This window comes from Pseudoalteromonas sp. UG3-2 (genome assembly GCF_037120705.1).
Classification (GTDB): Bacteria; Pseudomonadota; Gammaproteobacteria; order Enterobacterales; family Alteromonadaceae; genus Pseudoalteromonas.
This window is the reverse complement of record NZ_JAWLJU010000002.1, coordinates 281790-295015: the sequence shown is the minus strand read 5'-3', so window position 1 is coordinate 295015 and position 13226 is coordinate 281790. Positions and strand designations below refer to the sequence as shown.

Here is a 13226-nt window from a genome sequence, read left to right as displayed (position 1 = left end):
ATTATTTAATAAAAATTAGTTTTGAGGATACCGTAACCAATATAAGTACAGATAAGGTTAATTATTCTAATCCGCTTCCATTTAAATTAACGCATTGATCTACAGAGGTTATTTGACTTTGGCCAAGGGAAGTATTGCTCAGGTTCATTCTCAAATTGGCCAAGAGGTTTGCAACCATGTTTTGCAGACGAAAAAAAACCAGCCGGAGCTGGTTTTTTTATTTGGTGCGAATGGGGGGACTTGAACCCCCACGGCCGAAGCCACCACCCCCTCAAGATGGCGTGTCTACCAATTCCACCACATTCGCAAATTCGGTGTTTTCCTAAATTTAGTTAGGAATATCAGAAGCTGGATTTTTCTCTGTTGCTGGAACGTCGCTAGCAGCAGGCGCCGTTGTCGCGGCTGGCGCTTCTAGGTTTTCCCACTCATCACTCTTTTTGATCTGACCTGTGGTCAGGTTGCCAAGCACGATGCTTAATACGAAGAAGATCGTTGCTAAAACCGTTGTTGACTTAGTCATAAAGTTACCAGCACCAGACGAGCCAAACACAGTTGACGATGCGCCAGCACCGAACGATGACCCCATATCTGCGCCTTTACCTTGCTGGATTAGCACCATACCAATTAATGCTAATGCCACAACTAAGTAAACAACCATTAGAATTTCGTACATTTACTTATCCTTTTGCACTTTGACAGATGGCTTTGAAACTTTCAGGCTTAAGGCTTGCACCGCCGATAAGTCCGCCATCTATGTCCTGTTGTGCGAATAATAATTCACTGTTTTGTTCGTTCACACTGCCACCATATAAAAGTGGCAATGCCATCGCGATTTGTTGGTCTTGTTTTGCTAACAAATCACGAATAAATTTGTGTACCGCTTGTGCTTGCTCAGGAGACGCTGTCTTACCTGTGCCTATGGCCCAAACCGGCTCGTATGCTATCACAGAGTTTGCCAGTGCCGCTATACCTAATTTACTGATAACGGCATTTATCTGTCTTGCGACAACCTCTTCTGTTAGGCCACTTTCTCTTTCTTCTTCGGTCTCACCAACACACAAAATAGGTGTCAAACCGTGTTGTTGAGCATGACCAAACTTGTTTGCCACATCAGTGTCGCTTTCGCCATAAATAGCGCGGCGTTCTGAGTGTCCAACCAGTGTATACGTTGCCCCAAGAGATTTGGCAAGTGCCGCTTGGGTTTCCCCTGTGTAGGCGCCTTTTTCGTACTCTGATACAGTCTGCGTTCCAACGGTGAGCCCCTGATTGGCTGCTTGCTCAATAAGCATTGCAGGAGGGAAAACAATCACATCAGCTTGAAACGTTTGACCGTTTAGTGCCGCAGCAATGTCGTTAATTAGGCTTTTCGAGCCGTTCATTTTCCAATTACCAGCGACAATTGGCTTTCTAGATGACATACGATACTCCGCAGTAGAAAGCGGGTGAGATACTACCGCCACTCACCCCAAGTTACAAGAAATAAATTCGTTATTTGGTTTAATTGCTCACAGTTTCAACAACTTCAGCTATTTTCTGAGCAAAATCGATGACCTGCTTTTGCTGTTGCGCTTCCACCATGACACGCACCACCGGTTCCGTCCCTGACTTGCGTAACAAGACACGACCTTTACCAGCCAATTGCGCTTCAACTTCAGCAACTACGGCTTTCACTGATGGTTGCTCTGTGGGATCCGCTGCGGTACTGTAACGCACGTTGATCATCTTCATCGGATATTTGCTAAAACCTTCCCCTAAGTCTTTTAGGGTTTTATTTTGTGCCACCATGGCGGCTAACACTTGCAGGCTAGAGACAATGCCATCACCAGTGCTGATCAGGTCTAGGTTCAACACATGACCTGAACTTTCACCGCCGATCTTCCAGCCTTTTTCTCCTAGTAACTCCATCACATAGCGGTCACCGACTTTGCTGCGCGCAAAGGCAATGCCACGAGCTTTCAATGCGTTTTCCAAACCCATGTTCGACATAACCGTGCCGACCACACCACCACCTAAGCTGCCGTCGCTGTCTGCCTGACATGCAATAATATAAACAATATCGTCGCCATCGAACACATGACCATCGTGATCCACCATCATTACTCGGTCACCGTCGCCATCATAGGCAATACCCACATCAGCTTGATGTTCTAGAACAGCCTTTTTCAATGCTTCGACGTGAGTTGCACCGCAGTTATCGTTAATATTTACCCCATTTGGATCGCAGGCCGTGGGGATCACTTCGGCACCCAACTCGCGCATCACACTCGGAGCAATATGGTAGGTTGCGCCATTGGCACAATCCAGTACCACTTTTAAGCCCTCAAGTGAAAGATCTTTGGGAAATTGGCTCTTACAAAACTCAATGTAACGGCCATCTGCAGTTTCTAAACGCTTGGCTTTACCCAGTTTTTCCGAGGCAACGCAGGTCATAGGCTCATCCAGCTTAGCCTCAATGGCCAGCTCAACTTCATCCGGCAATTTGCGACCATCACCAGCAAAAAACTTAATCCCGTTATCATGATATGGGTTGTGTGAGGCACTGATCACAATTCCCGCTTCAGCTCGAAACGTTTGCGTTAAATACGCCACTGCAGGGGTAGGCATTGGCCCAAGTAACACCACGTTAATACCCGCAGCTATGAGTCCAGCCTCTAATGCCGTCTCTAACAAGTAGCCTGAGATACGCGTATCCTTGCCGATAATGACTTTTTTGGTGCCACGTTCAGATAATACCTTACCTGCAGCCCAACCTAACTTCATTGCAAATTCAGGGGTAATGGGAAACTCGCCCACCATGCCTCTTACACCATCTGTACCGAAGTACTTTCTTGTTGTCATTGAGTAACTCCATTGACCGACGCTAACCATACGTTAATAACGTCGCTTGTTTCTTTCACATCATGAACGCGAATAATGTTCGCTCCTTGCTGTGCACAAAGCAAGGCACCCGCCAAACTGGCTGGCAAACGTTCATGAGTATCCCGAGTGAGTAGTTGCCCAAACATCGACTTTCTTGAAAGTCCAGCAAGAATGGGTAAGTCAAACGTACTAAACGTCTTAAGACCACCCAATAATGCAACGTTGTGGGCAAGTGTTTTACCAAAACCAAACCCTGGGTCTAAGATCAATCGACCTTTATCTATTCCAGCGGCTTCACATGCGGCTATCCTGGCGCGAAAAAACTGACTGATGTCTGAAAATAAGTCATCATAATGAGGATTATTTTGCATCGATCTAGGTTGCCCCTGCATATGCATTAAACAAATAGGAACCTCAGGATAGCGAGCGGCAACATCGAGTGCTCGAGGTTCTTGTAATGCACGTACATCATTAATAATGTCGGCCCCCGCCTCGATTGCCTGTTGCATTACTTCGGCCTTGCTAGTGTCAACAGAGATAACGCAATCAGAACTTGCTCGCACCGCCTTAATCACTGGGATCACCCTGTCAAGCTCTTCGGCTAATGCCACATCGGGTGCTCCAGGTCGTGTTGACTCGCCACCAATATCTAATATCGTCGCGCCGTTCGCTAACATGCTTTGTGCTTGTTGCAAGGCATTATCGAGATGATTGAATTGGCCACCATCAGAAAACGAATCCGGTGTTACGTTCAAGATCCCCATCACTTGTGGCTGAGAAAGTGCCAACCTACGTGATCTGGGTAAACGAAGCTCGTACATATTATACCTATTATTATTTCATTGTTTATGAGTTTCGGTATCGAGGGTAAGGTTAAATATTAATTGCTCAATGCTCTATTGTGTCATTACTAACCCATGACGCAGAGATAAAAGCACGCAGCGATTAATACAAAAAAGCCCCGAACACTCGGGGCTATAGTATTCTACCTAATGTTACGATTTGTCATCAAGCTCTGAATTTGATGAACTGTCATTGCCATCATCATTTTGCGGCTCTTCGGCCTTTGATTCTGGCTTTTCTTCAACTTTAGGTTGTGCTTCTTTTTTCTCTGGTTTGCTGTCATGCGCGTCACGTGGTGGGCGGACATCACGGCGTTCCATCAAGTCATCAATTTGCAACGCATCAATGGTTTCATACTTCATTAACGCATCTTTCATACTGTGCAAGATATCAATATTATCTTTCAAAATTTGCTCAGCACGACTGTAATTGCGATCAATAAAGTCCTTTATTTCCGCGTCAATCAGTTTTGCAGTCTCGTCAGAAATACCGGCCATGCGGTGCGAGCCACCACCCATGTACATCTCGCTCTGCTCTTCAAGGTACATTTGTGGCCCTAACTTCGGACTTAAGCCCCATTGCGTCACCATCTTCTTCGCGATGTCAGTAGCGCGTTCAATGTCGTTACTGGCGCCGGTTGTGACCTTGTCGTCGCCATAGATAATGGCTTCAGCGATACGGCCACCATACAGGCTGGATAGCATGGATTCTAAGTGCTGTTTCGAATGACTTACTCGGTCTTGCTCTGGTAGATACATGGTTACACCCAGCGCGCGACCGCGAGGAATAATAGAGACTTTGTACACCGGGTCGTGCTCTGGTACTAAGCGACCAACGATGGCGTGACCCGCCTCGTGGTATGCCGTCATCTCTTTTTCTTCTTCGCTCATCACCATGGACTTACGTTCTGCACCCATCATGATTTTATCTTTCGCAGCATCAAATTCGGCCATGCTCACTTTGCGCTTATTACCACGAGCAGCAAATAACGCCGCTTCGTTAACTAAGTTGGCAAGGTCAGCACCAGAGAAACCCGGTGTACCACGCGCGATTACTGATGCTTCAACATTGTCATCAAGTGGCACTTTGCGCATGTGTACGTTAAGGATTTGCTCACGGCCACGAATATCAGGCAGTCCCACCACCACTTGACGGTCAAAACGTCCTGGTCGTAACAGCGCCGGGTCAAGCACGTCTGGACGGTTAGTCGCAGCAATCACAATGATGCCTTCATTGCCTTCAAAGCCATCCATTTCCACTAGCATTTGGTTTAGCGTTTGCTCACGTTCATCGTGACCACCGCCCATACCAGCGCCACGCTTACGGCCTACGGCATCGATTTCATCAATGAAAATAATACATGGTGCGGCTTTTTTGGCCTGTTCGAACATGTCTCGTACTCGAGAAGCACCTACACCCACAAACATTTCCACAAAGTCAGAACCTGAAATGGTAAAGAATGGCACTTTCGCCTCACCCGCCACCGCTTTTGCCAGTAGCGTTTTACCAGTACCAGGAGGGCCTACCATTAGGACGCCTTTGGGAATGCTGCCGCCAAGTTTCTGGAATTTCGATGGGTCGCGTAGGAAGTCAACCAGCTCGGTCACGTCTTCTTTGGCTTCATCGCAGCCAGCAACGTCTGAGAAAGTGGTTTTCACCTGATCTTCACTCATTAACCGGGCTTTGCTTTTACCAAACGACATGGCACCTTTACCACCGCCGCCTTGCATCTGGCGCATGAAGAAAATCCATACCCCGATCAATAACAACATTGGGAACCATGAAATAAAGATGTTGGCTAAGAAAGATTGCTCCTCAGGCGCCACACCTTTGATGTTGACATCGTTCTTTAATAGGTCATTAACCAAGTCTAAATCAGTCAATGGTATCACGGTTTGAAAGCGGTCGCCGCTTGAACGCACGCCACTGATCACCCCTGTTTGACGGTCAATACTGACCTCTCTCACAGAGCCGCTGCGCACATCCTTTACAAACTGTGTGTAACTCGTTTGACGATCGTATTGTTCGCCACCGTTAAAGCTCTGGAATACGGTCATCAGTACAACCGCTATAACCAACCAGAGTATTAGATTTTTAGCCATATCGCTCAAGGAGTTAACCTCATGTATCCAAAAAATTTAAATTCAACTTGATGCTTTCCAACTGTACTACAGTTTGTAGCCCGTCGCCACTATATAAACTTCACGCGAACGTGGTCGTGACGCTTTTGGCTTGCGGATCTTCACCACCTTAAAGCATTTACGTACTTCTTGTACGAATTGATCAAAGCCTTCGCCTTGAAACACCTTAACAGCAAATGCGCCGTTTGGCTTTAAAACTTGGTGACACATATCCAGTGCTAGCTCAACCAAGTACATACTGCCTGATTGATCGACTGTCATGTTGCCACTCATATTAGGCGCCATGTCTGAAAACACCACATCGACATTTTTTCCGTCAATTCTATCTAACAAGGCATCCAGCACAGCTTCTTCTCTGAAATCCCCTTGCAAGAAGTCGACTCCAGCCAAAGAATCCATAGGCAAGATGTCACAGGCAATGACTTGACCATTAATATCTACTTCTTCTGCCAGGTATTGCGACCAACTCCCCGGTGCAGCACCTAAGTCAACCACCGTCATGCCTTTGCGGATTAATTTATCTTTTTGTTGGATCTCTTCAAGCTTAAACACTGCACGAGAACGGTAACCGCGTTTTTGTGCCTCATGAACATAGGGATCTTCTACGTGCTCTTTTAACCAACGTTTCGAACTGGCGGAATGTTTTTTATTTGCCATATTAACTACAACTCATTAGTAATATTGTCTAGATGGCGTTAGAATATCGATAATTCAAGCCTTTTAATAAATAAGATTGTATCAATATGACCTTATCAAATAAACAGAAGCAGTTCCTAAAAGGGCTGGCTCACGACTTAAACCCAGTAGTTCTTCTTGGCGCTAATGGCCTAACAGAAGGCGTCATGGCGGAAATTGAGCAAAATCTCGATATTCATGAATTGATTAAGGTAAAAGTACCGACCAATGACCGTGAAACCAAGCAGTTAATTTTTGAAGCCATCGTTCGCGAGACCAAAGCGCACAAAGTACAAAGCATTGGCCACATCATCGTGTTGTATCGCCAAAGCGAAGACAAAAAAATTCAACTGCCTCGCCAGTAACCCTACTCGTTTGGTGTCTTCTGTGATGAAGACACCACTGCTTGTAACAGCGCCTGCTCCTCAGCCTTAATTGCTGCAATTTCTTGCTCCGTTAGCACTGGTAACAACCGCTCTTTTACCTTTAACGCTTGCACAATAAAGTCATTGGTTAATTGATTGATGACACCACTTTCAGCATTAAGCAGTAAACTAAAACCAATCCCCAAGCTTGGGATCACCACCACATCAGTGCGATAGCCCTGTACCCAACCACTGTGATAATAAAGTAATTGACCATCGTAGCGGTAAATTCGCCAGCCTAAGCCATAATAGGCCTCTTCAACGTGTTTGCGCCACACCCGTCTTCTTAATTCGCGTTTGGTCAAGGTGTAAGGCACCGATTGTTTGCTCAGTGCGTCGGGTGACAACACATTTGGATACAAGCCCAATTGCGCTTTTAACCATTGCGACATATCACTGGCACTGGCGTTCACCCCAGCCGCTGGCAACACTTTATAATAGTGCTGCTTTAATCTTGCTGTGTGCCAACGCTTGCGGCCACGAACGTGAGGCCAGGCAAAGTTGTCATCCAAAGTCATATGCTCATAACCAAGGCCGGCATCATGCATATTTAACGGCGCAAAAATAAACTCATCTAACCATTGTTGATAGCTCATTTGGGTGGCTTGTTTAATCACATCGCCAATCAAGCTAAACATCACATTTTGATAACCGTAACAGTCACCAGGTTGGCATAAGGCTTTTACCTGCAGTAAACGTTCAACAATTTGCGGATAATCCATACGGGACTCAATTAGATTATCGTAGGCATTCGGTACCAAACCACTGGAGTGGCTTAGTAAATGATATAATTTAACCTGCTGGTAATCGCCGTGTGCAATTTCAGGTAAATAGCGTGATACTTTATCATCAATGGCAAAATATCCGTCGCTGGCCAGCTTAGCGGTTAGGCTGCCGGCAAAGGTTTTTGATACCGACGCCAAGCGAAATCGCGTATTGGCATCCACCGCCCGACCTGAACGGCTTTTGGTACGGCCAAACCCCACAGCATAACTGCCGTGTTGAATGTGCACGATCGACAAAGCCGCACCGGGTACCGATTTTTCTTTTAGTTTGCGCTCGACTTGCTTAGAATAGCGCTTTAAAAATTGTGACCATTGTTCGTTGCCAGCGTTTGCTAGTCCAAGTTGAGACCAACTTAGACAAAGAACGCCGACGATTGTGAGAATTAGCGACTTCATAATGACTCATTTCATTAACACTCGCTTGCCATACTAACATGATGAATTGGCACAACTCACGAAAATATAAAAAATAACTGTTTAATTGAGGTATTTTAATGCGTTTAGTGCTAGCAGCTCTTTGTACCACCTTGCTTGTTGGATGTGTGACCACGACGCCGTTGGCGCCGAAGTTAACGCTGCCGAAAAAACCGCTATTGCAAAAGTCGGTGTACCAAATTAGCTATAGTACCGAGCTCAACTCCGCTCGCATCAAGTCGGTGCAGCTTCCGGCTCACCCTTTAGCTAGTGGCGACAGTGTGTATATTAATGCTGATAAGGTTAGCCTCACCGACACCCTAAAAACTGAAATCAGCAAGATGTTGCAGCAAAAGGGGTTAAACGTGGTCAGTCACCCTCAAGCAGCCTATACCTTAACCATAAACCAGCTAGACTTGGACTTTGCCGCCAACAAAACCTATGCCCTGGACAGGCCCAAAAATCCGCACCCTTACATCGCCGAGCTGGCGCAAAACACCCCAGCTTTTCAGTGCAGTAATATTGTTGCCGCAGTGAGCATGAGGTTAGCACATCAAGCCTCTTCAGATGTGGTGTGGTTTGCCAAGTCGTCAATAGACAGCGCGGGGTTCCAAGGTATCCCACTGCAGTTTACTTTCAATGAAGTAGAAACCATCACCAACGAGCAAGAAGTAAAAGCCTTTATTGCGGCGCAAAATACCGAACAGGCAAGACAAGCACGCAGTAGTAACCCGGTTTCTTTGCCACCATACAAGATCGAGAAAAAGATTTCCGCGCTAAAGAAAACTGCAGGTGCCTGCACCCAAACCGAAGTGTCTGCCTTAAGTGCTGATATGCAACTGCATTTAGCGCAAAGCTTAATTGAAAAGTTGAATGTGAAGTAACGCTCTGGCAGTTACACGAATACTTACACTTACTTACAGACAAACCTGGTCAAAGAATTATACTCGGCTGGGCAACAGAGTAAGTTTGGAGTAAAAGCATGGAACAATATGGCACAATTTTACTGGTTGAGGATGACGCTTCACTAGCACAATGGGTCGCTGAATACTTAGATAATCAGGGCTACAAAACCCATTGCTGCTTCCGTGGTGATGAAGTGGTAGAGCAGGTAAAAACGCTGAATCCGGATTTGGTATTGTTGGATGTTATGTTACCCGGTAAAGATGGTATCAGTGTCTGTCGTGATTTGCGCCAGTTTTACCATAAACCAGTGATCATGCTCACCGCCAAAGACGAAGAAATGGATGAAGTCATTGGTCTTGAAGTGGGCGCCAGCGACTATGTTATCAAACCAGTGCGACCACGAGCATTATTAGCCAGGATAAAAGCCAACGTTAGAAGCGCACAAGAAGCTCCAACAGAAGCACCAAACACAGCCCATCAAATCAAAGTTGGTCAATTGAGCATTGATACTCAAGCTCGCCGTGTTTGCGTTGGGGAACAAGCCGTCACCGTATCCAGCGCCGAGTACTTACTATTACAATTTTTAGCCAGTCATGCCGGCGAAGTGGTGTCACGAGACGCCGTATTTAAGGCAACGAAAGGCCGTGAATACGATGGTTTAGACCGCAGTGTTGATGTGCTTATTTCGGCGCTGAGAAAAAAATTTGGTGACGACCCGCAGAACCCAGATAAAATCAAAACGGTTTGGGGCAAAGGCTATTTAATGGTGCCCTCTGCCTGGTAACCTAGCACAATGATGAGCGCAGCGTGAGAAAGCTTTACTTATACCTGTTAACCGGAGCTTTGATTTCCATTGTCGCGTTAGGCTGGGTTATTGATATTTTTAATCAACAAACGGCTCCTATAGACAACAGCTTTCAATGGCAGAGCAAATTGCTCACCGGCTTTGTTGAGCAACTTGCCGACGTGCCCGCGGCAAAGCGCGAAGCCCTGAGCAAGACACTGGCACAGCAATTCCAAGTGAATATCGCCTTTAAACAAGGTGAGACCTTAGCCATGCCGCTGGAGTTAAAACAGCAAATGTTGCAACCTAGTGGTTTGGTCATTGAAAATGAAAGTGTGTATTTACTAAAAACCAACGCCACCTTGTTTCCTGATTTTATCGAGCTTGAATGGTCACCAGACACACCACAAGCTGAGTATGACGTGGAGTTGACGTTATTATTTTACGGCGGCATTGGTGCCATTTTATGGTTTATCTTGTCGCCATTAGTAAAGCGTCTCATTGTACTCAATACCGCGGCAAAACGCTTTGCCAGTGGCGATCTCAGCGCCCGAATTAACAAAAGCCACTTTACTTATATTGGTGATTTAGAAAATACCTTTAACCGCATGGCCAATCAAATTGAGCAGTTAATTGCAGAGAATAAATTGATGGCGTCAAGTTTATCTCATGACATTCGCACCCCGGTTGCCTGCCTTAGGTTCGGCCTTGACGCCGCACTCGAAGAACAGGATCTAGATGCCGTTCATCACTATCTTAAACGGATGGAAAAAGATTTAGACCAAATGGAAGGCATGCTTTCCAGTTACTTGGCGTTTGCCACCTTAGAGCAAAAATCTCACCTCCTTAAACCACAATCCACAGATCTTCATCATTACCTCAAAGAGATCCTGGCGCAAATGCAGCCTAAGCTGCACAGTAACCAGCTCATTAGCAGCTTAGACGTTGCACCCAACATGGTTATCAATGGCGATCTTCATTGGCTTGCCAGAGCACTGAGTAATCTTATCGGTAATGCTTGCGATTTTGCCCAGCAACAATTACACATTAGTGCCGAGCAACAACCCAACTGCCTACTGATCCACGTTGAAGACGACGGCCCAGGCATTGAGCAAAGCAATTGGGACAAAGTATTTAGCCCCTTTTTCCAAGAGCAAACTCACCGCAACCGCGGCGAAAAAAGCTATGGCCTAGGGTTGGCTATTGTCGCCAAAGTGATGGATTGGCACCATGGCTACGCTAAAGTCGGTCAATCACAGCGCTTAGGCGGGGCAAAATTTACCTTATTCCTGCCAGGTAAAGAAAAATAATAGCTGTAAATGTGACACTACACTGCTCCTCACTTTGTGAAAAAATTAAACGTGAAAACATTAACTTATGAACTAAACTCACAGCTGTTAGTGCAACACCTTAGTTACGGCGAAATTTCAGCCATAACCTTGTGTTAAATCAAAGAAATTTACTCTTTTTATTTCCTTTTAATTACAGTAGATTGTCTGAGCCGTTAGCAAAAATTAGAGAAGTATAATAATTATGAGCAATATCCGAGGAGAGTTTAGCTCTCGCTTTGGTTTTATTATGGCTGCCGCCGGTTCGGCAGTCGGTCTGGGCAACATTTGGGGCTTTCCAACACAAACCGCGTCTAATGGCGGTGCTGCGTTTGTCTTAGTGTATTTAGTGTTAGCATTTTGCTTAGCATACCCAGCATTGATGGCAGAGCTGGTTATTGGTCGTCACGGCCAAGCGAATGCCGTTTCTTCATTACGTAAACTTACGCGCTCAGCGTGGCAAAGTAAATTGGCGTTTGTAGTGGGCTTTGGTGGCATTATTTGCGCCGGATTAATCCTCAGCTTTTATGCCATTGTGGCAGGCTGGATGTTTAGCGCCACACTTGAGCCGGTGGCTGAGTTGACTGCGCTTTCTGGCGCGCAACACTGGTTAGAAGACTCGTCGTTGTCGCGTAATATTATTTTCACCGCCGGCTTTATTGCCCTGACCGTACTGATCATTAGCAAAGGGGTAGAAAACGGTATCGAAAAGTGGTCAAAACGCTTGATGCCTGCCTTGCTGGGTATTCTCTTTATGCTCATTGCTTATGTGCTAACGCAAGATGGCGCGTTAACCGGATTGCAAGTGTACCTGGTGCCGGACTTTTCATCGGTGCTACAACCACAGTTATTGGTCGATGCCTTGGGTCAAGCCTTCTTCTCACTTTCCCTAGGTACCAGTGTGATGATTATTTATGGCTCCTACATTAGTAAACGCGAAAATTTGGTTTCGTTAGGGGCACTGGTCACGCTAATTGATGTCTTTATTGCCTTTGTTGCAGGCCTGCTTATCATCCCAGCCATGTACGTAGCTCAGGCACAAGGGGTGGAAATCTTTGCCGCCGACGGCAGTTTGCTTAAAGAAGACACCCTAGTATTCCAAGTGTTACCGGCGCTGTTCGATAGCATGGGCTATATCGGCCTATTTGTTAGCTTTGCCTTTTTTGCCTTAATGAGCATTGCCGCACTGACTTCGTCCATTTCTATGTTGGAAGCGCCGGTGTCATACGCGGTGGAACGCTTTGCTCTTAACCGTATTCAAGCAACCTGGCTAATAGGCGCGCTTATCACCGTTGTCAGTCTCACTATTCTATTTAATTTAGAGTCGTTGTTTGGCTTTGTGGTAACACTCACCACCAAATTTGGCCAGCCACTGCTAGGCATGATGTGTTGTATTTTCGTGGGTTGGATGTGGCATCGGGCTAAATTGCTTAAGGAGATTGAAACAGGCTGCCCAGACGTGGCAAGCAGCCTATTTTGGAAAGTATGGCCATGGTACATCCGCTTTGTTTGCCCATTGGCCATCGCTGCGGTGTTCTTAAACTCAATCTAACCACAGCTGCTAACGGTTTATTTCACAGTGCTTTTTCGCAGCACCATGTCTTGATGAGGAATACCATCTTCGAGGTATTCCTCTCCTTGCTTTACAAAGCCCAGCTCGGTGTAGAAGCCGTCTAAATAGCACTGCGCGGCGATCTCTAGTTGTTGGTGCGCAATGTGTTGCTCGCAGCATTCAATGGCCCGCAGCATCAAATTTTTTGCAATTCCTTTGCCCCTTGCTGGCGCGGCCACTAACACCCGACCGATTGCCGCACAAGTGTCTGATTTACGATAACAACGGGCGTACGCCATCAGTTCATTGCCTGACAGTAAAAAAAGATGCTGGGTATGGTCGGCAATATCGATGTCATCGATTTCTGGGTATGGGCAGTTCTGCTCCACCACAAAAACATCGACCCTTGCCTTGAAAATAGCATAAAGTTCGTCTTTGCTCAGCTGCGCATACGTTTTTGCGTGCCAGTTCATGGTGTTCTCCCCTGTTTTGATGGCGGTATTATTTACTTATA

General features: G+C 46.1%; 13 protein-coding genes and 1 tRNA gene. 5 read left to right on the top strand and 9 right to left on the bottom strand.

The genetic code is table 11. The annotated features are described in order from the left end of the window. Positions 1-222 precede the first annotated feature (222 nt). The 7 genes from R3P39_RS04650 to rlmE form a co-directional block, all read right to left on the bottom strand. Positions 223-307, bottom strand: a tRNA-Leu gene (locus R3P39_RS04650). Between the two features lie 21 nt (positions 308-328). Then, on the bottom strand, positions 329-673 hold the full coding sequence (gene secG / locus R3P39_RS04645; protein ID WP_336565955.1) for a preprotein translocase subunit SecG: 345 nt from the start codon (positions 671-673) through the stop codon (positions 329-331). 4 nt (positions 674-677) lie between these two features. Further along, entirely contained in the window at positions 678-1418 is a 741-nt protein-coding gene (tpiA, locus tag R3P39_RS04640; RefSeq protein ID WP_336565953.1) for a triose-phosphate isomerase, read from the bottom strand. A 79-nt stretch (positions 1419-1497) separates the two neighbouring features. After that, positions 1498-2838 carry a phosphoglucosamine mutase gene (gene glmM / locus R3P39_RS04635; RefSeq protein ID WP_336565951.1) on the bottom strand — a complete coding sequence of 447 codons (1341 nt, stop codon included), beginning with the start codon at positions 2836-2838 and terminating at the stop codon, positions 1498-1500. Further along, a complete protein-coding gene (gene folP / locus R3P39_RS04630) occupies positions 2835-3680 on the bottom strand; it encodes a dihydropteroate synthase (protein ID WP_336565949.1) in 846 nt (281 codons plus the stop codon). The genes glmM and folP overlap by 4 nt, the downstream gene beginning before the upstream one ends. Before the next feature lie 174 nt (positions 3681-3854). Further along, positions 3855-5804 (bottom strand): ATP-dependent zinc metalloprotease FtsH, encoded by a 1950-nt coding sequence (gene ftsH / locus R3P39_RS04625; protein WP_336565948.1) that lies wholly within the window; start codon positions 5802-5804, stop codon positions 3855-3857. Between the two features lie 66 nt (positions 5805-5870). Next, positions 5871-6500 (bottom strand): 23S rRNA (uridine(2552)-2'-O)-methyltransferase RlmE, encoded by a 630-nt coding sequence (gene rlmE, locus R3P39_RS04620; protein ID WP_336565947.1) that lies wholly within the window; start codon positions 6498-6500, stop codon positions 5871-5873. An 86-nt stretch (positions 6501-6586) separates the two neighbouring features. On the opposite strand from rlmE, the gene yhbY reads away from it, so the two are divergent. After that, positions 6587-6883, top strand: coding sequence for a ribosome assembly RNA-binding protein YhbY (yhbY, locus tag R3P39_RS04615; protein WP_336565945.1), 297 nt, complete (start codon positions 6587-6589; stop codon positions 6881-6883). Positions 6884-6885: 2 nt separating this feature from the next. Here the strand turns inward: yhbY and R3P39_RS04610 are convergent, their stop codons facing one another. Next, on the bottom strand, positions 6886-8124 hold the full coding sequence (locus R3P39_RS04610) for a serine hydrolase domain-containing protein (RefSeq protein WP_336565944.1): 1239 nt from the start codon (positions 8122-8124) through the stop codon (positions 6886-6888). A 98-nt stretch (positions 8125-8222) separates the two neighbouring features. Here R3P39_RS04610 and R3P39_RS04605 point away from each other — a divergent pair, with 98 nt between their 5' ends. The 4 genes from R3P39_RS04605 (at position 8223) to R3P39_RS04590 (ending at position 12712) form a co-directional block, all read left to right on the top strand. Next, positions 8223-9026 carry a hypothetical protein gene (locus tag R3P39_RS04605; protein WP_336565943.1) on the top strand — a complete coding sequence of 268 codons (804 nt, stop codon included), beginning with the start codon at positions 8223-8225 and terminating at the stop codon, positions 9024-9026. Between the two features lie 98 nt (positions 9027-9124). After that, a complete protein-coding gene (locus R3P39_RS04600; RefSeq protein WP_336565942.1) occupies positions 9125-9832 on the top strand; it encodes a response regulator transcription factor in 708 nt (235 codons plus the stop codon). 23 nt (positions 9833-9855) lie between these two features. Continuing rightward, positions 9856-11142: an ATP-binding protein gene (locus R3P39_RS04595; protein ID WP_336565941.1), complete on the top strand. Its 1287-nt coding sequence runs from the start codon at positions 9856-9858 to the stop codon at positions 11140-11142. A 223-nt stretch (positions 11143-11365) separates the two neighbouring features. Then, positions 11366-12712: a sodium-dependent transporter gene (locus R3P39_RS04590; protein ID WP_336565939.1), complete on the top strand. Its 1347-nt coding sequence runs from the start codon at positions 11366-11368 to the stop codon at positions 12710-12712. 17 nt (positions 12713-12729) lie between these two features. Here the strand turns inward: R3P39_RS04590 and R3P39_RS04585 are convergent, their stop codons facing one another. Then, positions 12730-13185: a GNAT family N-acetyltransferase gene (locus R3P39_RS04585; RefSeq protein ID WP_336565937.1), complete on the bottom strand. Its 456-nt coding sequence runs from the start codon at positions 13183-13185 to the stop codon at positions 12730-12732. Positions 13186-13226: the final 41 nt, after the last annotated feature.